25 protein-coding genes and 1 tRNA gene are annotated in these 24,769 nt (G+C 36.5%); 24 read left to right on the top strand and 2 right to left on the bottom strand.

Translation table 11 applies throughout. From position 1 onward, the window contains the following. The first annotated feature begins 376 nt into the window (after positions 1 to 376). The 22 genes from ACTYA4_RS04820 (at position 377) to whiA (ending at position 21,050) form a co-directional block, all read left to right on the top strand. Positions 377 to 697 (top strand): magnetosome magnetite crystal formation protein family, encoded by a 321-nt coding sequence (locus ACTYA4_RS04820; protein ID WP_443483685.1) that lies wholly within the window; start codon positions 377 to 379, stop codon positions 695 to 697. Positions 698 to 773: 76 nt separating this feature from the next. Then, positions 774 to 1,901, top strand: a complete 1,128-nt coding sequence (locus ACTYA4_RS04815; protein WP_443483686.1) for a DUF4097 family beta strand repeat-containing protein — start codon at positions 774 to 776, stop codon at positions 1,899 to 1,901. Between the two features lie 21 nt (positions 1,902 to 1,922). After that, positions 1,923 to 2,111 carry a PspC domain-containing protein gene (locus ACTYA4_RS04810; protein WP_443483687.1) on the top strand — a complete coding sequence of 63 codons (189 nt, stop codon included), beginning with the start codon at positions 1,923 to 1,925 and terminating at the stop codon, positions 2,109 to 2,111. Between the two features lie 6 nt (positions 2,112 to 2,117). Next, a complete protein-coding gene (locus ACTYA4_RS04805; RefSeq protein WP_443483688.1) occupies positions 2,118 to 2,474 on the top strand; it encodes a phage holin family protein in 357 nt (118 codons plus the stop codon). A gap of 618 nt (positions 2,475 to 3,092) precedes the next feature. Further along, positions 3,093 to 4,016, top strand: coding sequence for an HPr(Ser) kinase/phosphatase (hprK, locus tag ACTYA4_RS04800; protein WP_443483296.1), 924 nt, complete (start codon positions 3,093 to 3,095; stop codon positions 4,014 to 4,016). Positions 4,017 to 4,074: 58 nt separating this feature from the next. Then, entirely contained in the window at positions 4,075 to 4,887 is an 813-nt protein-coding gene (gene lgt / locus ACTYA4_RS04795) for a prolipoprotein diacylglyceryl transferase (protein ID WP_445505570.1), read from the top strand. A 294-nt stretch (positions 4,888 to 5,181) separates the two neighbouring features. Next, positions 5,182 to 5,835, top strand: a complete 654-nt coding sequence (gene ppaX, locus ACTYA4_RS04790; RefSeq protein ID WP_443483294.1) for a pyrophosphatase PpaX — start codon at positions 5,182 to 5,184, stop codon at positions 5,833 to 5,835. Beyond that, positions 5,832 to 6,365 carry an acyltransferase gene (locus tag ACTYA4_RS04785; protein WP_443483293.1) on the top strand — a complete coding sequence of 178 codons (534 nt, stop codon included), beginning with the start codon at positions 5,832 to 5,834 and terminating at the stop codon, positions 6,363 to 6,365. Before ppaX ends, ACTYA4_RS04785 begins: the two co-directional genes overlap by 4 nt. Positions 6,366 to 7,055: 690 nt before the next feature. After that, positions 7,056 to 8,240, top strand: coding sequence for an ATP phosphoribosyltransferase regulatory subunit (locus ACTYA4_RS04780; RefSeq protein WP_443483292.1), 1,185 nt, complete (start codon positions 7,056 to 7,058; stop codon positions 8,238 to 8,240). Next, positions 8,237 to 8,881 carry an ATP phosphoribosyltransferase gene (hisG, locus tag ACTYA4_RS04775; protein WP_443483291.1) on the top strand — a complete coding sequence of 215 codons (645 nt, stop codon included), beginning with the start codon at positions 8,237 to 8,239 and terminating at the stop codon, positions 8,879 to 8,881. The genes ACTYA4_RS04780 and hisG overlap by 4 nt, the downstream gene beginning before the upstream one ends. A gap of 29 nt (positions 8,882 to 8,910) precedes the next feature. Next, the gene (gene hisD / locus ACTYA4_RS04770) at positions 8,911 to 10,179 is read left to right on the top strand and encodes a histidinol dehydrogenase (protein ID WP_445505569.1); all 1,269 of its coding nucleotides are present in this window, start codon (positions 8,911 to 8,913) and stop codon (positions 10,177 to 10,179) included. A gap of 103 nt (positions 10,180 to 10,282) precedes the next feature. Then, positions 10,283 to 10,870, top strand: a complete 588-nt coding sequence (gene hisB, locus ACTYA4_RS04765; protein ID WP_443483289.1) for an imidazoleglycerol-phosphate dehydratase HisB — start codon at positions 10,283 to 10,285, stop codon at positions 10,868 to 10,870. Position 10,871: 1 nt separating this feature from the next. Further along, positions 10,872 to 11,495: an imidazole glycerol phosphate synthase subunit HisH gene (gene hisH, locus ACTYA4_RS04760; protein ID WP_443483288.1), complete on the top strand. Its 624-nt coding sequence runs from the start codon at positions 10,872 to 10,874 to the stop codon at positions 11,493 to 11,495. A gap of 5 nt (positions 11,496 to 11,500) precedes the next feature. Continuing rightward, positions 11,501 to 12,235 (top strand): 1-(5-phosphoribosyl)-5-[(5-phosphoribosylamino)methylideneamino]imidazole-4-carboxamide isomerase, encoded by a 735-nt coding sequence (gene hisA / locus ACTYA4_RS04755; protein ID WP_443483287.1) that lies wholly within the window; start codon positions 11,501 to 11,503, stop codon positions 12,233 to 12,235. After that, complete coding sequence (hisF, locus tag ACTYA4_RS04750; RefSeq protein WP_445505568.1) at positions 12,229 to 12,987, top strand: imidazole glycerol phosphate synthase subunit HisF; 759 nt, start codon at positions 12,229 to 12,231, stop codon at positions 12,985 to 12,987. The genes hisA and hisF overlap by 7 nt, the downstream gene beginning before the upstream one ends. Continuing rightward, positions 12,984 to 13,619, top strand: a complete 636-nt coding sequence (gene hisIE, locus ACTYA4_RS04745) for a bifunctional phosphoribosyl-AMP cyclohydrolase/phosphoribosyl-ATP diphosphatase HisIE (protein WP_445505567.1) — start codon at positions 12,984 to 12,986, stop codon at positions 13,617 to 13,619. The genes hisF and hisIE overlap by 4 nt, the downstream gene beginning before the upstream one ends. Before the next feature lie 397 nt (positions 13,620 to 14,016). Then, on the top strand, positions 14,017 to 15,522 hold the full coding sequence (locus ACTYA4_RS04740) for a tetratricopeptide repeat protein (protein WP_443483284.1): 1,506 nt from the start codon (positions 14,017 to 14,019) through the stop codon (positions 15,520 to 15,522). A 406-nt stretch (positions 15,523 to 15,928) separates the two neighbouring features. Next, positions 15,929 to 16,879 (top strand): thioredoxin-disulfide reductase, encoded by a 951-nt coding sequence (gene trxB / locus ACTYA4_RS04735; protein WP_443483283.1) that lies wholly within the window; start codon positions 15,929 to 15,931, stop codon positions 16,877 to 16,879. 506 nt (positions 16,880 to 17,385) lie between these two features. Beyond that, complete coding sequence (locus tag ACTYA4_RS04730; RefSeq protein WP_443483282.1) at positions 17,386 to 17,844, top strand: NUDIX hydrolase; 459 nt, start codon at positions 17,386 to 17,388, stop codon at positions 17,842 to 17,844. 14 nt (positions 17,845 to 17,858) lie between these two features. Beyond that, positions 17,859 to 18,743, top strand: a complete 885-nt coding sequence (gene rapZ, locus ACTYA4_RS04725; RefSeq protein WP_443483281.1) for an RNase adapter RapZ — start codon at positions 17,859 to 17,861, stop codon at positions 18,741 to 18,743. Between the two features lie 2 nt (positions 18,744 to 18,745). Further along, positions 18,746 to 19,711, top strand: a complete 966-nt coding sequence (gene mgfK / locus ACTYA4_RS04720; RefSeq protein WP_443483280.1) for a gluconeogenesis morphogenetic factor MgfK — start codon at positions 18,746 to 18,748, stop codon at positions 19,709 to 19,711. A gap of 394 nt (positions 19,712 to 20,105) precedes the next feature. Further along, the gene (whiA, locus tag ACTYA4_RS04715) at positions 20,106 to 21,050 is read left to right on the top strand and encodes a DNA-binding protein WhiA (protein ID WP_443483279.1); all 945 of its coding nucleotides are present in this window, start codon (positions 20,106 to 20,108) and stop codon (positions 21,048 to 21,050) included. Between the two features lie 292 nt (positions 21,051 to 21,342). On the opposite strand, the gene clpP is transcribed toward whiA, so the two are convergent. Then, complete coding sequence (clpP, locus tag ACTYA4_RS04710) at positions 21,343 to 21,945, bottom strand: ATP-dependent Clp endopeptidase proteolytic subunit ClpP (protein ID WP_443483278.1); 603 nt, start codon at positions 21,943 to 21,945, stop codon at positions 21,343 to 21,345. A gap of 315 nt (positions 21,946 to 22,260) precedes the next feature. Here clpP and ACTYA4_RS04705 point away from each other — a divergent pair. Continuing rightward, positions 22,261 to 22,332, top strand: a tRNA-Arg gene (locus ACTYA4_RS04705). Between the two features lie 287 nt (positions 22,333 to 22,619). Here the strand turns inward: ACTYA4_RS04705 and ACTYA4_RS04700 are convergent. Next, a complete protein-coding gene (locus ACTYA4_RS04700) occupies positions 22,620 to 23,237 on the bottom strand; it encodes a LysE family translocator (RefSeq protein ID WP_443483277.1) in 618 nt (205 codons plus the stop codon). A gap of 466 nt (positions 23,238 to 23,703) precedes the next feature. Between ACTYA4_RS04700 and ACTYA4_RS04695 the strand changes: the two genes are divergently transcribed. After that, the gene (locus tag ACTYA4_RS04695; protein WP_445505566.1) at positions 23,704 to 24,720 is read left to right on the top strand and encodes a sugar-binding transcriptional regulator; all 1,017 of its coding nucleotides are present in this window, start codon (positions 23,704 to 23,706) and stop codon (positions 24,718 to 24,720) included. The last annotated feature ends 49 nt before the right edge of the window (positions 24,721 to 24,769 follow it).

Below are 24,769 nucleotides of genomic sequence, written 5' to 3'. Positions count from 1 at the left end.
AGAAATGCATGTGCATTTCTTTTTTTGTGGCTGTCTTCTCAAAGTTTGTTGTTTTTCATGTGAAAAAATGGGAGAAGAAGTACTCAGCAGACTGAATACACGTAGACTCCTGTGGGAATGCGAGAAAGGCGAGACCCCACAGGAGCGTATGCGACGAGGAGGCTCGACGCTCGCCCACGGAAAGCGAAGTGTATTCAGGCTGCGAGTTTAAAAGCAACAATCTATACAAAATCAGTCTTTTTTGTTAAGGAAATTGGACAGTATTCTTAAGGAGTATATGTTTACATAAAATAAAAAGGATGGAAAGTGCAAACCGATTATAATAATGAAACTTTAAGACGGATAAACCGTATTAAAGAGAAAGGAGAGGATGGAAGTGAATGTCCGTAATGTGCTTGCAAGTCTTTGTTATTTAAGCATTTTTGTGATACCTATTATTTTTCCAATTGCAGTTCTTTTTGCAACAAAAGATAAAGAAGTAAAAATACATGCAAAAAAAGGGCTGCTATCTCAGTTAGTTCTTTTAATACCAGTTTTGCTAATTATTATTATTTTTATAATGGATAACTACGGTAATTTAAACTCTGAACCATTTCTTTTTATTTCTTTTATTATTATATCGGGTTTGTTATATGCAATTGTTTCTATATGGAATCTTGTAAAGGGAATTCAATTGTTGTTTATAAAAGAAGTTTAATCCGTAAAACAAATGATAGGCGAAAAATAGAATCTACTTCTTGATGATTAACATAATATGAATGGAGGAATAAAAAATGGCAGATGAGAAAAAACGCATTTTACAATTGCTAGAAAGCGGGAAATTAACGGTAGATGAAGCGCTTGCTTTAATAGAAAAAGTAGATCAAAGTGACTTTGCTCACTCTAGTGCAGTAGATGAAAAAGAAACCGTAAATGAGTTAGCGACAGAAGTGAAATTTCAGGAAAAGAAAAAGGAAACATTCAAGGAAACACCTTCCTTTAATTTTCAATCTGCAAAAGAGAAAATTTTTGGATTTGTAGATTCTACGATAAAAAAAGTAAAAGATGTCGATCTTGATTTAAATTTTGGTCATTATGAAGAAGTTTCTCATATTTTTCAATACACGGATCTTGCACCTGAAAATATCGATATCGATATTCCTAATGGAGAAGTGGAGCTGATTCCATGGGATAATCAAGAAATTAGAGTAGAATGTAAAGCGAAAGTTTATCGGGTAGAAAATTACGAGGAAGCTAAGCAAACATTTTTAAAAGAAGTGGATATTTCTGCAGACCAAGAAAAATTAGAGCTAAAAGTTCATCATAAATGGATGAAACTTTACACAAATGTATATATCCCAAAATCAGCTTACAAAACGGTAAAGGTTCGTTTATTTAATGGGCCGATTAAAACATTTGATCTAGTAGCTGATCAAGTATATACAAAAACAGCAAATGGCAAAATTACAATCGTTGCAGGCCGCATAAATAAAGTAGAAGCAGATGCAGCAAACGGCAGTATTGAAATGGAAAAAAGCATCGTGGAAGAACTGGATGCAGAAACAATTAATGGCGCAATAAAGGTGGAAGGGCACTTTAACAAAGTGGATGTACAATCTTTTAATGGTAATTTAGTATGTACAAACCACTCGAAAGAATGTGAGTACCTTGATCTAAAGGGAACAACCGGAAGCATAGAAGTGAATATTTCGGATGAATTAGCTGTCAATGGAAGCTTAAAAACGAATTTTGGAGGGTTTAATGTAGAATTAGAGGGTATACAAATAATAGAGGAAAAAAATGAGGTTCTGCAAAAGACACTTCAGTTTCAATCTATACAATCCAAACCACAGCGTACAATAATTGATGCGAATACAAAAACAGGGTCTATAAAAATACAAAAAATTGTGCAGCAAAGTTAAGAAGAAAGGAGCGTATAATAAGTGAAGCAGTTGACCCGTTCTAGAAACAATAGAAAATTAGCAGGAGTTATTGGTGGGCTATCAGAAAAGTTTAATATAAATGCGAATCTTGCAAGAGTTATATTTCTGATTGCGTTGATTCCAACCGGTTTTTTTCCGTTAGTATTAATTTATTTACTATTAATTTTTGTTTTGCCAAATGAGGTGTAAAGTTAGATGAGATGGATAGTTGGTATTGTCATCAATGCAATATTTTTTATTGCGCTTGCAGGACTTTTTCAAGATTACTTTTATTTATCAGGGATTGGTGCGGCAATTGGAGCAAGTATTATCCTTTCTTTGTTAAATATTATTGTCAAGCCAATATTAATACTATTGACATTGCCTGTAACAATACTGTCTTTAGGATTATTTTTATTTGTCATTAATGCAATAACACTATATTTAACTGCCCAGTTAATGGGAGACAGTTTCGAGATATCAAGTTTTGGAATGAGTATGTTTTTTAGTATTTTATTATCTTTATTTAACTTGATTGTTCAAAGTACAATACTAAGAAAAAATAAAGAGTAAAAATTAATATTGTTTAGTGAGAAGGAGCTGATTTCTGAAGGTCGTTAAATCTGACTTATAGGAGACAGCTTTTTTCTCATTAATGACGAAATGACTGGATAAAGGTTCAAGCAGGTCGATTTTTTTAAAGGCTATTTTCTCAAAGTTTGTTGTTTTTCACATGAAAAATGGGAAAAGAGGTACTCAGCAGACTGAATACACGTAGACTCCTGTGGGAATGCGAGAAAGACGAGACCCCACAGGAGCGTATGCGACGAGGAGGCTCGACGCTCGCTAAACGGACGAAGTGTATTCAGGCTGCGGGTTTAAAAGCAACAATCTATACGAAAACAGCCTTTTTAAAACATCCATTTCTTTTTTACTTTGACTCGCACAGCGACGAGGAGGCTCCCGAACTGCCCGTGGAAAGCGAACGCCTGGAACGGAAATCAACAGGCAAGTTTAACAGAGCCATTACTTTAAGCAGTGAATAGCATGGATTTACTACGTTTATTCTGATTTTAGATAAGGAATCTAGCATAAATTTGGTGAATAATGCTAAAATAAAGTGAATGTTTAAATGAACTAGAATGTATAGGGAGTCTAAACAGCATTGAACCTTTTTAAGGAGGAACTCCATTGGCGAAAGTATTAATAAAAGACGTTATTAAGGAATTTGATTTAGAATTAGTAAGTGGAGAAGAAGGGATTAATAGACCAATTACGGTCAGTGATATATCTAGACCTGGCTTAGAAATGGCGGGTTATTTTGACTATTATCCAGCAGAGCGTATTCAATTATTAGGGAAAACGGAGCTTTCTTTTGCAAGTAAATTAAGCGATGATGAAAAAAAGTCGAGATTAGGTCGACTTTGCAGTGATATTACACCAGGAATCATTATTACAAGAAATAAAAAGGTACCAGCTGAATTAATCGAGGCATCGGAGCAATATTCTGTTCCTGTTATGCGTTCTAAACAAAAAACATCGTTATTTTCCAGTAGATTAACGAACTTTTTAGAAAGAAAATTAGCACCGACAACTGCTGTGCATGGTGTATTAGTAGATATTTATGGCGTGGGTGTTTTGATTACGGGAAAAAGTGGGGTAGGGAAAAGTGAAACGGCACTGGAATTAGTAAAGCGTGGGCACCGATTAGTAGCAGATGACTGTGTTGAAATTCGTCAAGAAGATGAAAATACCATTGTCGGCAACTCGCCAGAATTAATCGAACACTTATTAGAAATCCGCGGATTAGGCATCATAAATGTGATGACATTATTTGGTGCAGGAGCAGTGCGCAGTTATAAAAAGATTTCCATTGTTATGTCATTGGAGCTTTGGGAACAAAATAAACAGTATGATCGATTAGGTCTAGAAGAAGAGAAAATGAAAATAATCGATACAGAAGTAACAAAAATAACAATACCAGTACGTCCTGGGCGAAATTTAGCGGTTATTATTGAGGTTGCTGCCATGAATTTCCGATTAAAAAGAATGGGCGTAAATGCAGCCGAGCAATTTACAAATAAACTGGCTAATGTTATTTCAGATAAAGAGTAGATTTTGCCTATAAACCTAGAAATGGTAGAAGGACGTATATGTTTAAGGAGGAAAGAACGTGAAAGAAATACAGCCAATAGATCCTATTGCTTTTTCACTTGGTGGAATTGATGTTCGCTGGTATGGAGTGATAATCGGAACAGGATTAATTCTTGCACTTTTATTAGCGATCAGGGAAGGCAATAGAAGAGGGTTGCATAAAGATGATTTTCCGGATTTAATGCTATGGGCCATTCCAATTGCTATTATTTCAGCTAGAATCTATTATGTAATATTCGAGTGGGATTATTATAGCCAGCATATGAGTGATATTCCGAAAATATGGCTTGGTGGCATTGCGATTCATGGTGCCTTAATTGGTGCTGTTATCACAACATACATATTTACGAAGAGAAAAAATATTTCGTTCTGGAAAATGGCAGATATCGCTGCGCCAAGCATCATCTTAGGTCAAGCAATTGGCCGCTGGGGCAACTTTATTAACCAAGAAGCCCATGGCGGAGAAGTAAGTCGTACGTTTTTAGAGAATTTGTACTTGCCAGAATTTATTATCAATCAAATGAATATTAATGGCGTTTATTATCACCCAACGTTTTTATATGAATCATTATGGAATATTATTGGATTTGTCTTGTTGCTTGTTTTACGAAAAGTTAATTTGCGCTCAGGAGAAATCTTTTTGTCGTATGTTATTTGGTATTCGATTGGTCGCTTCTTTATTGAAGGGTTGAGAACAGACAGCTTAATAGTTGGAGATTTTAGAATGGCGCAATTAATTTCGCTGTGTTTAATCGTTTTTGCCATTGTAACAATCGTGTTCAGAAGAAAAAGCGGCTTGGCGAATCATCGCTATTTGGATACAAATTATTAATGATTTTTAGATGGAAAAGGGGACGGAGCTACGCCAATTTGTAAGATAGCGGGAGACGAGGCACGAGTTTCTTTGGAGGTTTTATTAAGAAGGCTATGTTAAAGCTCCTTGTTGATTTTAGCACTATGTTGATTGGAGTGGAAGGTGTGAGACTCCTGCGGGAAAAGCGAGTCAGAGGGAGACCCCACAGGCGCACAGCGCCGAGGAGGCTCCCGGACCGCCCGTGGAAATCGAACGCCTGAAGCGGAAATCAACAGGCAAGTTTAACAGAGCCATTAAGAAAGGAAGAGTGAAATGGCTGCAAAGATAAATACAGCTTTGTTTGATTTGGATGGAACGTTAATTAATACAAATGAATTAATTATTTCATCCTATCTTCATACATTAGAACAATATTACCCTGGAAAATATACAAGAGAAGATGTTTTGCCTTTTATGGGCCCGTCATTAAAGGAAGTGTTTAGCTCCCTTGATAAAGATCGAGCAGAAGAAATGATAAAGGTCTACCGAACTTATAACCTTGCTAATCATGATAAGGTTGTCACTATTTTTGACGGGGTGTATGAAACCGTTAAAGCTTTAAAAGAACAAGGTTTTAAATTAGGAATTGTTACAACCAAGTTATCAGATGTAGTCGATATGGGGCTAAAACTGACAAAACTACATGAGTTTTTTGAGGTTATTGTCGCTATTGATCATGTGAAAAAGGCAAAACCAGATCCAGAACCTATTCATTTAGCGTTAGATAAATTGCAGGCAAAACCAGAAGAAGCAATCATGATTGGAGATAATTATCATGATATCCAAGCCGGTCAAAATGCGGGAACGTTAACAGCGGGAGTAGCTTGGTCATTAAAAGGAAGAGAATTTTTACAAGGATATAATCCAGATTATATTTTTGATGAAATGCAAGATCTACTATCTATTCCTGAAGTGAAGGCTGAATGAGAAGAACAACCCGTTACCCTGTAAGTGGGGCCAATTCCTTATGGCATGTGTATAAAACCGTACCTTTTTTAAAGGTAATAAAAAATTTTATCATTATTCAACTAGCAAGATATATGCCATTTTTACGTTGCAAGAATTGGCTGTATCGTACTTTTTTGCGAATGAAAATTGGGGAACAAACATCCTTTGCTTTAATGGTAATGCTCGATATCATGTTTCCAGAAAAGATTAAAGTCGGTAGAAACACAGTTATTGGCTATAATACGACTATTCTTGCCCATGAATATTTAATTGAGGAATATAGATTAGGTGAGATAGAAATTGGCGATGAAGTAATGATTGGTGCAAATTCGACCATTTTGCCAGGCGTAAAAATTGGAGATGGAGCGATTGTTTCAGCAGGGACTCTTGTTCATAAAGATGTGCCCTCAGGAAGTTTTGTTGGCGGCAACCCGATGACAATCATCTATTCAGCAGAAGAGATGAAAGAACGGAAAAAACATGCTCCAGCTTATATCGTAGAAGAATAAAACAATAAGGTGACTTTTTATAGAGTTGCCTTTTTTGTTAGGCTATGTTAAAGCTCATTGTTGATTTTCGTTCCAGGCATGAGACCAATGTCATCAACTTAAGATTCAATAAATTTTAAACTGTGAAATATCATGGAATTAGATACCCTTTATGTAAAAGAAATATCCAATTTGTTTGGAGAGGCGTCCGCTCGACTCCTACGGGATTAGCGAGAAAGACGAGACCCCACAGGAGCAAAGCGACGAGGAGGCTCGGCGCTCGCCCCGTGGAAAGCGAGCGGTAAGTCTCGGAAAACAGAACGGAAACCCTTACTTCCTATTTAGTTGCTTATTTTCCTGTTTTTTGAAGTTTAGCTTGATGACATTGGGCATGAGATTTCCTATGGGATTAGCGGGACAGTCGCGAGACCCCGCAGGAGCGCTAGCGGCGAGGAGGCTCGACGCCCGCCCCATGGAAAGCGAGTGTATGCCGGCTGCGGACTACTCACAAGAACACCACACTTTTCAGGGTAGCCTTTATTAAAAAATTGCACATGATAAAAAATAAAGAATCCAGAATGAAAAGCAGTAAAAAATGGTCTTTTTTTACTTGACCAAAAGAAGAAGGAAGAGTAAACTACAGATAACTCTTTAATTTGTTAGCATATTAGCGAACTAAAGTATTCGGAAAATTCTTTATGAGGTGTGAATATGAGCAGTTTATTTATGTTTGAAAAGCCTTTAGGCATGAGAGATACATTACCAAAAACATATGAAATAAAAAATAATGTGAAAAGAAAAATGGAAGAAGATATTAAAAAATGGGGATATCAATTTATTGAAACGCCTACATTAGAATATTATGAAACGGTTGGATCTTCTTCAGCCATTTTAGATCAGCAACTATTTAAGTTGTTAGATCAACAAGGCCACACATTAGTGCTTCGCCCGGATATGACAGCGCCAATTGCCCGTGTTGCGGCATCTAAGCTATTAAGTGAAGAACTTCCTTTACGTCTTGCCTATAATGCGTCCGTATTTCGCGCTCAACAGCGTGAAGGTGGACGCCCAGCAGAGTTTGAGCAAATAGGCGTTGAATATATTGGGGATAAAACAATTAGTGCGGATGGTGAAGGGATTGCGTTAATGATCTCCTCTTTACAAGAAGCAGGAGTAAAAAACTTTCAACTATCCATCGGACATATCGGCTTTGTGCAAGACTTCTTTTTGCAAATTTTAGGAACAAAAGAAAGAGCAGATGCCTTAACAAAATATTTGTACGAAAAAAATTATGTAGGCTACCGCCAGCATGTTGATAATCTGTCTTTATCGAGCATTGATAAACAAAGATTGTATCAATTCTTAAAACTAAGAGGCGGCGAAGAAGTAATTGAACTTGCTTATGAGCTGATTGAAGATGGAATCGGCAAAAAAGCAATCGATGAATTAAAACAGCTATGGGATATTTTATTGGATTATGAAGAAAAAGGGTTTGTGAAATTTGATTTAACGCTAGTAAGTCATATGAGCTATTACACAGGAATTTTATATGAGGTATATGCAGAGGGAGTAGGTTTTCCAATTGGAAGTGGCGGAAGATACGATCTGCTTCTCGGGAAGTTTGGAAAATCAACAGGTGCAACTGGTTTTGCCATCCGCATCGACCATTTATTAGAAGCACTTGGAAAGTTTGAAAGAACAAACAATATTCATTGCATTTTATTTAGCGGCGACCGCAGAAAAGAAGCGTTTGAACTAGCAAAAGAAAAGAGAGCAGCAGGAATTAAAGTCATAACGCAAGATATAAATGGGGTAAAAAATGTGGATGCATGTACGAAACAATATGATGAAATTACGTTATTAGTTGGGAAAGCAGGAATGGAGGTTGTGAAATGAGAGATATATTAACAATTGCCATGCCTAAAGGACGTATTTTTGAAGAGGCTGCTAACCTCTTGCGTGAAGCAGGGTATAAGCTACCTCCTGAATTTGATGATTCTCGTAAATTAATCATTGATGTAGAAGAAGAGAATTTCCGGTTTATTTTAGCGAAACCAATGGATGTACCAACATATGTAGAACATGGTGTAGCCGATTTAGGCATCGCCGGAAAAGATGTTATGCTTGAAGAAGAAAGAGATGTATACGAGCTGCTCGATTTAAATATTAGTGCTTGCTACTTAGCCGTTGCCGGATTGCCAAACACAGAATTAAATGATTTTGCACCAAGAGTTGCAACAAAGTATCCGAATGTCGCTGCAGCTTATTTCCGCGAACAAGGTTCACAAGTGGAAATTATCAAGTTAAACGGATCAATAGAACTTGCACCAATCATTGGTCTGTCCGATCGAATTGTCGATATTGTTTCAACAGGTAAAACATTACTCGAAAACGGCTTGGTAGAATATGAAAGAATCGTGGATATAACGTCGCGATTAATTGTTAATCCAGCAAGTTATCGAATGAAAGACAATCGAATCAGCGATTTAGTAGAACGATTAAATAATGTGGTAAAAGGAAACTCATTAACTAGATAGTAACGGAAAAGTTTAAGGGGAGTCGCCATATGAAAATAGTAAATGGTGGAGAGGGAATCTTCATAAAACGTTCTGTAGATTCAGGAACAGAAGAACAAAGAACAATTGTTAAACAAATTATTGAAAATGTAAGAACCAATGGAGATGCAGCATTAAAAGAATATACAGAAAAGTTTGACCGAGCGAATATTACACAGTTTCTTGTATCCGCAGAAGAAATGGAAGCTGCGTTTAACGATGTAGATGATGAAATGGTTTCGATTATAAAAGAAGCAGCAGAAAATATTCGCAGTTATCATACGAATCAGTTGAAGCCTTCTTGGATGGTAACAAAAGAGAATGGTTCCATTTTAGGGCAGCAGGTTACGCCTTTAGATTCGGTCGGCGTTTATGTACCAGGAGGAACGGCAGCGTATCCTTCTTCTGTGCTGATGAATGTTATTCCAGCTCATGTTGCTGGTGTAAAACGAATCGTGATGGTTTCTCCGCCAAATGAAGATGGAAAGCTTCCAAGTGCGGTATTAGTAGCAGCATCAGTTGCAGGTGTAAAGGAAATTTATAAAGTTGGCGGCGCTCAAGCGGTTGCAGCTTTGGCATATGGAACGGAATCTATTAAAGAGGTAGATAAAATTGTCGGCCCTGGAAATATCTTTGTTGCCCTTGCCAAAAGGGAAGTATTCGGAGATGTGGATATTGATATGATCGCAGGTCCAAGTGAGATTGCAATACTTGCAGATGATACTGCACATGCAAATGAAGTGGCAGCAGATCTGTTATCACAGGCAGAACATGATACAAGAGCAAGTTCGGTCCTTGTTACAACATCTGCAAAGCTTGCAGAACAGGTTGCGTTAGAAGTAGAGGAGCAGTTAAGTACATTGCCGCGAAAAGAGATTGCGCAACAATCTATTGAAGATTTTGGATTAATTATTATAACAGAAACAATGGACGAAGCTGTTGATACGATTAATACACTTGCTCCTGAGCATTTGGAAATAATAACGGAAAATCCATTTGAACTATTAGGAACTATTCGCCACGCAGGTGCCATTTTTGTAGGAAGATACAGCTCAGAACCTGTTGGAGATTATTTTGCCGGAACTAATCACGTATTGCCGACAAATGGTACTGCAAGGTTTTCGAGCCCGTTGAATGTAGACGATTATCAGAAAAAATCCAGTGTTATTTATTACAGTAAACAAGCATATGACGAAAATGCGGGGAAAATAGCGGCATTTGCACGTCTTGAAGGCTTAGAAGCACATGCAAGAGCAATAGAGTCAAGAAACAAGAATTAGATTCAAAATGTAGACAAAGTGGTTTTAGCAGAAACTTCAGGTTGATTGAAGAAATTTGTCGACAGCCTGATTAGATTAGTTTGAAGTTTTTGGAGGGATTATCATGGGAAGAACGGCTGCAATTAGCAGAAAAACTGGTGAAACAAATATTCAATTATCTTTTAATGTAGATGGAGAAGGTGTAGCAGAAATTGATACAGGTGTACCTTTTATGAATCATATGCTTGATCTGTTTACAAAGCACGGTCAGTTCAATTTAACAGTTCAAGCAACTGGGGATATCGAAGTAGATGACCATCATACAACAGAAGATATTGGTATTTGCCTTGGACAGGCTCTTAAAGACGCCGTTGGTGATAAAAAAGGCATAAAAAGATACGGAAACAGTTTTGTGCCAATGGATGAAACATTAGCACAAGTAGTCGTTGATTTAAGCAACCGTCCGCATTTGGAGTTCCGTGCAGAATTTCCAAGCCAAAAGGTAGGAACATTTGATACAGAATTAGTCCATGAATTTTTATGGAAGCTAGCGTTGGAAGCAAGAATGAATTTACATGTAATCCTTCATTACGGACAAAATACGCATCACATGATAGAAGCGATTTTTAAAGCATTAGCTCGAGCTCTTGATGAAGCAACAACTATTGATCCAAGAATAAAAGGGGTACCTTCTACGAAAGGAATGCTGTAAGATGCTAGGCATTATTGATTACGGAATGGGGAATTTATTTAGTGTAAGTAAAGCCCTTGAGAGATTAGATGTTCCATATTTTATTTCTGAAGATAAGGAAAAGCTTATGCAAGCAGACGCGTTAATTCTGCCAGGAGTTGGGGCATTTAAAGATGCGATGACTCGTCTAAATGAATCTGGATTAACAGAAATGATTCACGAGTATGTTGCAAGCGGACGTCCATTGCTGGGCATTTGTCTTGGTATGCAGCTTCTATTTGAAGAAAGTGAAGAACATGGACAAACAGAAGGATTAAAACTATTGCCAGGGAAAGTGATTCGTTTTCCAGGAGTGACAGAAGAAGGCAATTCCTATAAAGTACCGCATATGGGCTGGAATTTATTAGCCTTTAACGAAACATGTGCCTTAACAGAAAATATTCAAGATGATTATGCTTATTTTGTTCATTCGTATTATGCAGCAACAAAGGAAGAAGTAATCATTGCAAAAAGTACGTATGATAAAGAAGTACCTGCAGTTGTCGGCAAAGAAAATGTTTATGGGATGCAATTTCATCCTGAAAAAAGTAGTAAGTTAGGAATGCAATTATTAAATAACTTCACAAAGCTTATGAAGAAAGGATGAAAAAAATGAGTTTTACAATATATCCTGCAATTGATATGCGCGGCGGTAAATGTGTTCGCCTGCTGCAAGGAGATTATGATCAGGAAACCGTTTATGGAGATTCTCCTTTTGCAATGGCAAAAAGCTTTGCAGATCAAGGGGCTAATTGGATACATATGGTTGACCTTGATGGTGCAAAAGATGGGAAAAGAGTAAATGATGCTTTTGTTATTGATGCTGCCCAGAAATTAGGCGTTAATGTACAAATCGGTGGAGGCATTCGTACAGAAAACGATATCGTCCATTATTTAGATAATGGGATTACTCGTGTCATCATTGGAAGTATTGCTGTATCTAATCCTGACTTTGCAATCGAAATGATCCGTAAATATGGAAATAAAATAGCAGTGGGCATTGATGCAAAAAACGGCTATGTAGCAACACATGGTTGGATCACGACATCAGAAAGCCGTGCTGTCGATCTTGGAAAAAGATTTGCTGACGCTGGTGCTGAAACGTTTATTTTTACTGATATAGCAACAGATGGCATGCTTAGTGGTCCAAATGTAGAGGCAGTTAAAGAAATGGCAATAGAGACTGGAAAAGAAGTGATTGCTTCAGGTGGAGTAAGCAATCTGAACGATTTGAAAATATTAAAAGAAGCAAGCGATGTTGGTGTTCGTGGCGCTATTGTTGGAAAGGCGTTGTATGAGGGTCGTTTTTCTGTACAGGAAGCATTAGGGGTGAATGTTTCATGTTAACAAGCAGGATTATTCCATGTTTAGATGTCAAAGATGGACGAGTTGTTAAAGGAGTTCAATTTGTTCAGTTAAGAGATGCTGGTGATCCGGTGGAACTAGCCAGATTTTATGATGAACAAGGTGCAGATGAATTAGTGTTCCTTGATATATCAGCATCACATGAAGGCAGAAAAACAATGGTAGAAGTAGTAAAAGAGGTTGCCTCAGAGCTTGCGATTCCTTTTACAGTTGGTGGTGGAATCAATTCTTTAGAGGATATGAAAAGAATTTTGCGTGCAGGTGCAGATAAAGTGTCTTTAAACACAGCAGCTGTTACCAACCCTGGACTCATTACGGAAGGAGCAAACTTCTTCGGATCGCAATGTATAGTCGTAGCAATTGACGCAAAATTTGATCAAGAGTTAGGCACATGGCGTGTTTATACGCATGGAGGCAGAAACGCGGTTGATAAGGATGTTATCTCGTGGGCGAAAGAAGTAGTAGAGCTTGGAGCAGGAGAAATTCTCTTAACAAGCATGGATTCAGATGGAGAGAAAAAAGGGTTTGACTTAGCTTTAACAAAAGCGGTTAGTGAAGCAGTTACTGTACCTGTTATTGCTTCTGGGGGAGCAGGAAATGCCGAGCATTTTCAAACGATTTTTCAAGAAGGAAAAGCAGATGCTGCGCTTGCTGCGTCCATTTTCCACTATAAAGAAACTTCGGTGCATGAAGTGAAGGAATTTCTGAAAGAAAGAGGAGTGCTTGTTAGATGAATATCGAAGACTTGGCATTTGACGAAAAAGGGTTGATCCCGGCTATCGTGCAAGATGTTAACACAAAAGAAGTATTAACATTAGCTTATATGAATAAAGAATCGTTGTTAAAATCTTTAGATTCAGGTGAAACATGGTTTTATAGTAGATCAAGACAGGAACTTTGGCATAAAGGGGCAACTAGTGGAAATACACAGAAAATTGTCGAAATGAAATTTGACTGTGATAAAGATGCATTAGTTGTGTTTGTAAGTCCAGCAGGACCAGCTTGTCATAACGGTACAACAAGTTGTTTTACAGAAAGCATCTATCAAAATAAACTTACATCGGACTTCGAAGTTTCCAATTATCAAATCTTACATAATCTTGAACAGGTGATAAAAGAAAGAGAACAAAATCGCCCAGAAGGTGCCTATACAACGTATTTATTTGAAAAAGGCGTCGATAAAATTCTCAAAAAAGTGGGAGAAGAAGCCGCTGAGGTTATTATTGCCGCTAAAAACCGAGATACAGAAGAGTTAAAATGGGAAGCGGCTGATTTATTGTATCATCTATTCGTTTTATTAAGAGAGCAAAACTTGCCGTTTGCAGAAATTTTAAACGTATTAGAAACTCGTCATAAAGAAAAATAAGCATTTTAGGGGGCTGTCCTATAAGTCATTCATCATCCGACTTATAGGAGGTCCTTTTTTGTTTAGGCTGTTTTCTCAAAGTTTGTTGTTTTTTACATAATATATTTGGAAAAGCGTTTTAGCAGCCTGCATACACGTAGACTCCTTTGGGAATGCGAGAAAAACGAGGAGGCTCGACGCTCGCTAAACGGACGAAGTGTATGCAGGCTGCGCGTTTAAAAGCAACAATCTATACGAAAAAGTCCCGGAACCATTATAATAAAGGATTAAATAGAGTTGAAACTTCCATCAATGAGTCTTCTCTGAAAGCTTTAACATATGTTATACTACATTAGTTGAACTATTTACAGTAAGTTTCTTAAGTAAGGGGAACTGCAATATATAGATGGAGGATTTTATGAATAAAAACTCAAAAATAGTAAAACCGATGGGTCAACTTATTACATTTAATCCTACTGGCGAATATTATTTTTCAAAAGGTATTAAAGCATATCATCGTAAAGATTATTATAAATCATTAAAATATTTGCAAAGAGCGATGCAATTAGAGCCGGGGGAACCAATGATTGTTTGCCAGCTAGCTATTCTATATGCAGATATTGGAGAATATCAAAAATCAAATAAGCTTCTTCATCTTGTCCTGGAAGAACTAGATGAAGAAATGGTGGAATGTTATTATTTCCTTGCAAATAATTATGCCCATTTAGGATTTTTTAAGGATGCTTATTATCACGCAAACCTATATTTAAAATTAGATAAAAATGGAGAATTTGTTGAAGAAACAGAGGATTTATTAGAAGTGTTGACATTAGAAACAGATGAACTTCATGAAGAAGAACCATATGAGGAAGATGACTTGATTAACAGGCAAGAAGAAGCGAGACAATTGCTTGAATCTGGACATTTCCCAAAAGCGGTTGAGATGTTAACGAAAGTTATTCAAGATTATCCTGAATATTGGTCTGCGTATAATAACCTCGCATTAGCTTATTTTTACTTAGGGGAAGTAGAAAAAGCAAACAACATTCTTGATGAAGTTTTCGAAAAAAATGTAGGGAATTTACATGCACTATGCAATAAATTGGTATTTGCATACTATGAAAATGAGCAGTCAAATGTTAAACAATTAACCGACATACTGCAAAAAATTAAACCGATATCAACTGATCATCAATTTAAGCTTGGAACTACATTTGCTTTAGTAGGGGAATATGGTTCAGCTTTCTTTTGGTTAAAAAAACTTCATAAACAAGGATTTGCTGGAGACGCTTCTTTTTATTATTGGTTTTCGTATGCAGCCTACTATACAGGCAGGGAAAATCTTGCCGCAATATTATGGGAAAAAGTAGTGGCAGAAAATCCAGAGAAAAAAGGATATGAACCTTGGAATAAACGTGAAGATAAAGTAAATGGTTTTGAAGATAATCTTACGTCTATTATAAAAAGATTGGAAAGCAATCATTTAGAAGAAAGATTATTTGCTTTGTTTTTAACAAGTATTTCTTCCTATAAAGAAAAAATCCTTTCAGCAAAAAACATACAGGAAAATCAGGTTCTTTCCCCATTAGAGGTACAGTATCTTTCCTTTGTTAAAACAGGATATAAAATAGAAGATCCACTATTATTAAGTGCGCATAGCACGGCTGAAATGATGTATAAAAAACACCAGCCAATAGGAACCGTTGAAGCGGGCTTATATTTAATGTGGTTTTCTGTCTTTATTGAACTTCATAAAGCGGGGGTAACAATGAAAAATAGCAGCGCTTGGGCAGCAGCGATGGATTATATATGGCATAAATACAGAGATGAAAAAATATCACAACAAGAAACAGCTGATTCATACGGCTTATCACCATCAACTTTGCAAAGATACATCAAACTAATTAAACAACATTTAAGTTAATACGCTTAAAATAATGCTGTTTTCTCAAAGTTTGTTGTTTTTTACGTAAAACTCAGCAGACTGAATACACGTAGACTCCTGGGGGAATGCGAGAAAGACGAGACCCCACAGGAGCGTATGCGACGAGGAGGCTCGACGCTCGCTAAACGGACGAAGTGTATTCAGGCTGCGAGTTTAAAAGCAACAATCTATATGAAAACAGCTTAAAATAAAAACCTTCTGCTGTTTTTTAATGAGCAGATTTTTGGACTATTATCACCTTGTTATATAGGATAGAAGTAGATGGTCATACTATAAATGCAAAATAAAACAGCTTAACATTTACATGAAAACGTATAGGTATAAGCAGTTTTTAATAGTAAAACAATAGAGGTTAGTTGTTATTTTGAAAAAGGAGTTGATTGTTGTGACAGAAGAAAAAATTTATGACGTTATAATTATAGGTGCTGGACCTGCGGGAATGACAGCCGCTGTTTATACATCTCGTGCTAATTTATCTACCTTAATGATCGAAAGGGGTATCCCAGGAGGTCAAATGGCCAATACGGAAGATGTCGAAAATTTCCCTGGATTTGAAAGTATTTTAGGACCAGATTTGTCGAATAAAATGTTTAATCACGCGAAGAAATTCGGCGCAGAATATGCATATGGTGACATTAAAGAAATAGTGGACGGAACAGAATACAAAACAGTAAAAGCTGGCTCAAAAGAGTATAAAGCAAGAGCTGTTATTCTTTCAACAGGTGCAGAGTATAAAAAGGTTGGTGTGCCAGGTGAAAAAGAACTTGGAGGCCGTGGTGTTTCCTATTGTGCAGTATGTGATGGCGCTTTCTTTAAAAATAAACGATTATTTGTCATTGGCGGCGGAGATTCTGCTGTTGAAGAAGGTGTGTATTTAACACGTTTTGCCTCACAAGTTACGATTGTTCATCGTCGTGAAGAGCTTCGTGCACAAAAAATCTTACAGCAGAGAGCTTTTGATAATGACAAAGTCGATTTTATCTGGAATCATACAGTGAAAGAAATTAACGAAAAAGACGGCAAAGTTGGCAGTGTAACACTTGTTTCTACTGTTGACAATACAGAACAAGAATTAGAAGCAGACGGAGTGTTTATTTATATCGGAATGGTGCCTTTATCGAAACCTTTTGAAGCTTTAGGTATTACGAATGAAAATGGCTATATTGAAACCAATGAGAGTATGGAAACGAAAGTTCCAGGAATTTTTGCTGCTGGAGATATTCGTGAGAAAACTCTTCGCCAAATTGTAACAGCAACAGGGGATGGAAGTATTGCAGCCCAAAGTGCACAACATTATGTAGAAGAGCTGATGGAGTCTTTAAAACAAAAAGCGTAATAATAAAAGTGTTAAAACCTTTTAATTTTACTGTAACAATAGTGAAATATATTTCGCGTATAATTATAATAGAAATTGACCCCCTTTTAAGATATATATCTTTTCCGAGGATGCTCTAAAGTAAGGTCAGACTGCCATTGTAGCTGGTACTGTGAACCTTTATTAGGGCACCCTCTTTTTTTTATGCTCAATTTGAATATTTTTAAGACGTGTAAATCAAGGGGCGAGTATACTTCGTTATGCAGATGCTCTGCTTTTTTATTAAGCTTTGACTTAAGAATGTTCTAGTGCCGATGTCTTAACATGCTCGAAGATGCGAGTTAATCAACCTTGCGTAGTTAGTCGATTTGCATTTTTTGCGTCTTAAATCGACCAGCGCTTTGTTTAGGCTTTTTGAATTCCAAAGCGCATTTTATTGTGGGTGTTTCTTAATAATAGTATAATAATAACAATAAATTACTGCGTTTTTACATAAGTATTCTACAAAATAATTGAGGTGATTTATCATGCAGCGTGTGACGAATTGTTTGTTGCTTAAAGGGAATAAAGTATTGCTTTTACAAAAACCAAGAAGAGGTTGGTGGGTAGCTCCTGGAGGGAAAATGGAACCAGGAGAATCAGTAAGAGACTCATGTATTCGTGAATTTAGAGAAGAAACAGGCATCTATTTACGAAATCCAAATATTAAAGGGATTTTTACCTTTATTATAAAAGATGGCGATAAAATAATATCGGAATGGATGATGTTCACCTTTTTTTCAACCGACTCTGATGGAATACATGTAGATGAATCGGAAGAAGGAAAAATTGTATGGCATGATCTAAATGAGATACGAAATCTGCCAATGGCCGAGGGTGATTATCATATATTAGATTATATGGTTCATGGTAACGGACTTATTTACGGAACCTTTACGTACACGCCAGATTTTGAATTAATTAGCTACCGTCTTGATCCAAGCTGAACTTAATAGGGGGAATGAACATGAGTGCGGTGAATGAGACACAATTTGTCATTATTACAGGAATGTCGGGTGCAGGAAAAACGGTTGCCGTTCAAAGCTTTGAAGATTTAGGTTTTTTCTGTGTAGATAATTTACCTCCAACTCTTTTACCAAAGTTTCTTGAACTTATAAAGGAATCTGAGAATAAGATGAATAAAGTAGCGTTGGTAATGGATTTAAGGGGAAGAGAATTCTTCGAACATTTATTTAGTGCACTAGATAACTTGGCAAAATCCTGGGCAACTCCTCGAATATTATTTTTAGATGCAGAAGACAGTACATTAGTTAGACGATATAAAGAAACAAGAAGATCTCACCCTCTTGCACCTTCAGGACTTCCTCTTGAAGGGATTAAAATGGAGAGGGAACTATTAGAAGAATTAAAAGGTCGGGCACAGGTTATTTACAATACATCACAAAGCTCACCAAGAGAATTGCGGGAAAAAATTTTAACAGAGTTCGCTACAAATAAAAAAACAATCTTCACAGTAAATGTGATGAGTTTCGGGTTTAAGCATGGCATTCCTATTGATGCAGACTTAGTATTTGATGTGCGTTTTTTACCAAATCCTCATTACGTTGAACATATGAGACCAAAAACCGGCCTGGATGCCGATGTATCTGGTTATGTATTAAAGTGGACAGAAACAAATCAATTTCTTGAAAAAGTAATCGATTTATTAACTTTTATGCTTCCCCAATATAAAAGAGAAGGGAAATCCCAGCTTGTTGTCGCAATCGGATGCACAGGTGGGCAGCATCGTTCTGTTGCTTTATCGGAATACATTGGACGCCATTTCGAAAAAGAGTATCATGTAGAATTTACTCATCGTGATATGAAGAGGAGAAAGGACCTGTAAACATGAGTGAAAGCGAGCAGCCAAGAATAGTAATCATCGGTGGAGGTACCGGTCTATCCGTTTTACTAAGAGGCTTAAAAAAATATCCTGTTGACATTACAGCAATTGTAACAGTCGCTGATGATGGAGGAAGCTCTGGCAGATTAAGAGACGATCTTGATATTCCTGCTCCAGGAGACATTCGAAATGTATTAGCTGCAATGTCTGATGTAGAGCCGTTAATTGAGGAGATGTTTCAGCACCGTTTTTCTAATAGCAAGGAACTTTCTGGTCATTCATTAGGAAATTTAATTATTGCCGCAATGACATCAATAACCGGAAATTTTACGTATGCCATTCAAGAAATGAGTAAAGTGTTAAATGTAAGGGGAAAAGTATTACCCGCGACAAATCATAGTGTAGTTCTAAAAGCTTTAATGGAAGATGGTTCAGTCGTAACAGGAGAATCGAGCATTCCTCAAAGTGAAAAGAAGATAAAAGAAGTTTATTTAGAACCGAAAAATTCTACCCCTTTACCAGAAGCGCTTCAGGCCATTCGTCATGCAGATTTAATTGTAATTGGTCCAGGCAGTTTATATACAAGTATTTTACCGAACTTGATCGTACCAAGAATAGGAGAAGAAATCCTTAAGGCTTCTGCTAAAAAAGTGTATATATGCAATATAATGACACAAGCAGGCGAAACATTGGACTATACGGCAAGTGATCATGTAAAGGCTATCTATGAACATATGAAACAGCCGTTTATTGATACGATACTTGTAAATAGAGAAAATATTCCGGACAATATACAAGAAAGATACAATGAGGAAAAAGCGAAACCGGTAAACTTTGATACAGATAGGTTAGAAAAACTGGAATTAAAAGTCATTGCAGGAGATATCATAAGCTTGGAAGATGGTGTGATTCGCCATAACACTGTAGAAGTAGCGAAGATACTGTACTCCTTAATCAATGAACAGGCTTAAAGCTAAACGAATATATCAAACCATATTTTTGGGTATATAATGTTTACTACATTAGGATACTAGGGAAGAGGCAGTTGGATAATAGGTCTAAAAGTCGTGTAATCACAAAGTAATATTATCCGAGGTCAAAAGCTAAGCTGAGATGGTAGTTAAATACAACTCTATCTCAGCTCATCTTTTGCTTATCGGAGTGGACCAAGGCGCCTGCGCTTTTCTTACAAAGTAAGAAAGTATAAAGTTTTTGAAGTTAAATGGATGTCTAGCTCCGGCGCCTAGCCCCTGTGAAATATAACCTCTTGACTCTAAAAGTAAAGAGTACTTTTTGAGTCAAGAGAACATTTTTCTTCGGGGCTGAGCAAGGCAGCCTGCGCTTTTCTGATTGGAGGTGAAGGAAATGTCTTTCGCTTCAGAGACAAAAAAGGAATTAACCACAATTGAAGTTAAACATTGCTGTGGAAAAGCAGAGCTATCTGCACTTATTCAAATGAATGGCACTTTATCATTTTCTAATCAAAAATTAGTAGTAAACATTCAAACAGAAAATGCAGCAATCGCTAGAAGAATTTATACATTAATAAAAAAATATTTTGACATACCGGTAGAACTGCTCGTTCGAAAGAAAATGCGCTTAAAAAAGAATAATGTGTATATTGTAAGACTTTCTACAAAAGGAAAAGAAATTTTAGAAGAGCTTCAAATATTAACTGAGGGATTTATGTTTACGCATGAAATTTCAAAAGAACTTGTCAAGAAAAAATGTTGTAAACGATCCTATTTGCGAGGAGCATTTCTTGCAGGCGGCTCTGTTAATAACCCGGAAACATCTTCTTATCATTTAGAAATATTCTCTTTGTATAAAGAGCATATAACGGCACTTAGTGAATTAATGAATTCATTCGGTTTAAATAGTAAAATTCTTGAGAGAAAAAAAGGCTTTATCACCTATTTAAAAGAAGCAGAAAAGATTACTGAGTTTTTAAATATAATTGGCGCTCATGGGGCCTTGCTTCGTTTTGAAGATATCCGGATAGTACGTGATATGAGAAATTCCGTCAATAGGCTTGTAAATTGTGAAACAGCAAACTTAAATAAGACGATTGGAGCTGCTTTAAGACAAGTCGAAAATATCCGTTTTATAGATAGGACAGTTGGATTACAAGTGCTTCCAGATAAATTACGGGAAATTGCTGAACTGAGAGTAGCGTATCAGGATGTAACATTAAAGGAATTAGGAGAAATGGTATCTTCCGGAAATATCAGCAAGTCTGGAATCAACCATCGCTTAAGAAAGATAGATGAAATTGCAGAAGCCCTTCGTCGAGGAGAGCAAGTAAACTGAATTTGATAATATAAACAAACACCTCGTTATAGAAACGAGGTGTTTCAGGTTATCGACAAACGCTCGCTTTCTTCGTTGTTCGCCTTACTCGGATGCTCAAAAGGATGAACGACTAAGTACGTCACGTCCTGTGACAACGTCGTTCTGACCAACATCCTGTTGGTCGCCGCTCCTCCCAAGGCTTCACGCCTCGAAAGACAAACGTTTTCGATCAGCCTGAAGTTTCTGCAAAAAGTGGGTTTGTCTACACGCTGAAACACCTCGCCATAGAAGCGAGGTGTTTTAAAATGTTTTATTTTTTGTCATCCGTTAAAGAATTACGTGTAATGATATGATCTACTAAACCATATTCTTTTGCTCTATCAGCAGTCATGAAGTTATCACGTTCTGTATCACGTGCAATAACATCGATAGGTTGACCAGTGCGCTCAGATAAGATGCCATTTAACTTATCACGTAAGAAAAGAATTCTTTTTGCAGCAATTTCAATTTCTGTTGCTTGACCTTGAGCTCCACCAAGTGGCTGATGGATCATTACTTCACTGTTTGGAAGGCAGTAACGTTTTCCTTTTTCACCTGCTGCAAGTAAGAAAGCTCCCATTGAAGCAGCCATACCGATGCAAATAGTTTGCACTTTTGGTTTAATGAATTGCATTGTATCATAGATTGCCATTCCCGCAGTAATACTTCCGCCAGGGCTATTGATGTAGATGGAAACATCTTTTTCTGGATTTTCTGCATCTAAAAACAATAATTGAGATACAATGGAATTTGCTACATTATCATCAATTGCGCTTCCTAACATAATAATACGATCCTTTAATAGACGAGAATAAATATCGTAAGCACGTTCTCCTCTATTTGTTTGCTCAATAACTGTAGGAATTAAATTCATTGCAAATCCTCCTTTTTAAGATAAAGTCATTTTTGAGTCTTTAAGTATGTGTTTCTTCAGTAATGATATGATCAATACTGTATGTAACCTTAATGATACACGGATGGTCAATTAAGGTCAAACGATTACTATTAGATGTTGTAAATAATCATTCGACACCGGTTAAATAACGAATGAATTTCTATTATGTTATCTATACCATCATATCCAATAAGGCTTTTTTTAAACAATAATTGCCTTGCATAAATAGAAAACTTAGCATATAATATGAAAGCGAAACTTTTGTAGATTTGTTTATTTACAGTATCTTAATTTGCCCTCGTGGTGTAACGGATAGCACGTAAGATTCCGGTTCTTGAAATGGGGGTTCGATTCCCTCCGAGGGCGCTAAAACTATTGATAAATAAGGGTTTTTTGGAGGTTTTCATTTTTTTGTCCGATACTCCAAAAAACTCTTATTTTATTTTCCCTAACCAAGCTTTCACTCCAAGCAATGCAGAGGTTTTCGTTCGGTTTTCCGAGGCTTACCACACGCTTTCCGCGAGGCGAGCGCCGAGCCGCTTCGTCGCTACGCTCCTGCAGGGTCTCGCCTGTCTCGCAAATCCCGCAGGAGTCTCACGCCTTCCGTTCCAATCAACAAAGTATCAAAATCAACAATTAGCTTTAACACAGCCTTATTTTAAAAATGTTAAAATGAAACCAGTGATAATTAGATTCAATGCGCCAATTCGAATAACCCACATAACTATTCTCTCTTTTAAAAATTTTGAAATTTTGTGAGCCAAAACTGTATAAGCTACATCATTTAGGACACCTATGAACAAATATGTTGCACCTAGTATTGTTATTTGATGAATATATGAATATTCATTACTGATAAATTGAGGGATAAAAGCGGCGAAAAATATAATGCTTTTAGGATTTAAAACAGATATCCAAAAGCCCTTTATAAATGACTTTTTTTGTTCGTGTGTATTATTGTTATGGTCTAATCTTTTTGATTTTCCTTTTGATTCAATCCAAATCTTAACTCCTAAATAAATTAAATAAAGCGCACCAATAATTTTTAAAGTTAGAAAAGCAGTAGGGGAGGAAACTATGATTGCTCCTACGCCAGCAAAAGATAAAATCATTGCAACTAAATCTCCTAAAAAAACTCCTGGAATAATAGATAAAGCATTTCTTTTTCCGTCATTTATACTTGTAGTAATAAGAAATGTTACTGCTGGTCCAGGCGCAGATATTATTAATATAGAAGCAATGATAAACGAAACCCACAATTCGATTGGCATGATTAACCTCCAAATAAATAAGATTGGTAGAATATCCTGTTTTTAATTAAATTTCGTTATGAATATAAATAGTCCATCTTATTTTAAAATCCCTTGAGCTTTTTTATCTACTAGTCTCTGTTTTTTTCATATATTTAAAAAAATCTGTATCTTCCACTATAACATTAAAACTATTGATAAAATGTAAGTATTTTTTTATAAATAACTATTTACTAACCATAAAATAAGAATAAGAATCACATCTACATCATTCTAAAACGTTAGGTGAATATTTTCACATATAAATGTCTAAAAAAACTTCACTTTTTCGTCAAAATTCATAAAAAATAGGCTCATATAAGTTGAATTCATTTAGTACTGGTGTTAGAATAATTTTGTAGCAGGAAAGCATTTTTTTTGAAGCCTCTGGGACATAAATTGTCTATGCGGGACTTTTAACGACCACTGTAAGTGAAGGAGCAACAACATGTATTCATTTATTGAGATTCAGAAAAGATTATTACCTGATTTACTTACAGTTATGCAAAAAAGATATTATATTCTTCAATACATTAGTAGTATGCAGCCTGTTGGCAGAAGAAGCTTAGCAGGAAGCTTAGGACTGACGGAAAGAGTGCTGCGAAGTGAAGTAGAATTTTTAAAAGAGCAAAAACTAATCTTCATCTCTAATATCGGGATGTCACTCACTTCGATCGGACAAGAAACGTTGAGAAGTCTTTCTAATGTAATGAGGGAAGTAACAGGTATTAATGAAATGGAGAAGCTACTACATAAGAAACTCAATGTCAGTAAAGTAATTATTGTTGCCGGTGACAGTGATCATTCCCCGTGGGTAAAAAAAGAGCTAGGTCTTGCTACAGCAAATTGCATGAAATCGCTTCTCGGAGGAAATAATATCATCGCAGTTACTGGAGGTACCACTATGGCTTCTGTAGCCGAGATGTTAACCCCAGATGTTGCAGATGGTGAATTATTGTTTGTTCCTGCTCGTGGAGGTATTGGTGAAGATGTAAAAAATCAAGCGAATACCATTTGCGCCATGATGGCAGATCATACGGCAAGCAAGCATCGTGTTTTATATGTTCCAGATGAGGTAAGCAAAGAAATGTATAAAAGCATTATAAAAGATCCTCACATCAGCGAGGTGCTTAACCTGATAAAATCTGCGGATATGTTAGTACACGGAATTGGCGAAGCCGTTACAATGGCACAACGCCGAAATACTAATGCTAGTAATATGGAAAAAATTGAAGAAGCAAAAGCAGTTGGTGAAGCGTTTGGATACTATTTTAATGAAGCTGGAGAAGTTGTCTATAAAGTAGAAACGATTGGGATTCGACTGGAGAACTTAACGGCCGTACCAAATGTAATAGCTGTTGCTGGCGGTTCCTCAAAATCAAAAGCAATTAGTGCATACTTAAAAAAAGCACCACCTTCCACAATATTAATTACCGATGAAGGTGCTGCGAAGAACTTGATATAACGGGATTTCCCTTTATATATAAATATCCTTAAAATTTAGAGGAGGAAAT

The organism is Niallia yueguangensis (assembly GCF_052663115.1).
Note: the sequence above shows the minus strand (reverse complement) of the source record. Positions and strands in the feature narration are given on the sequence as shown.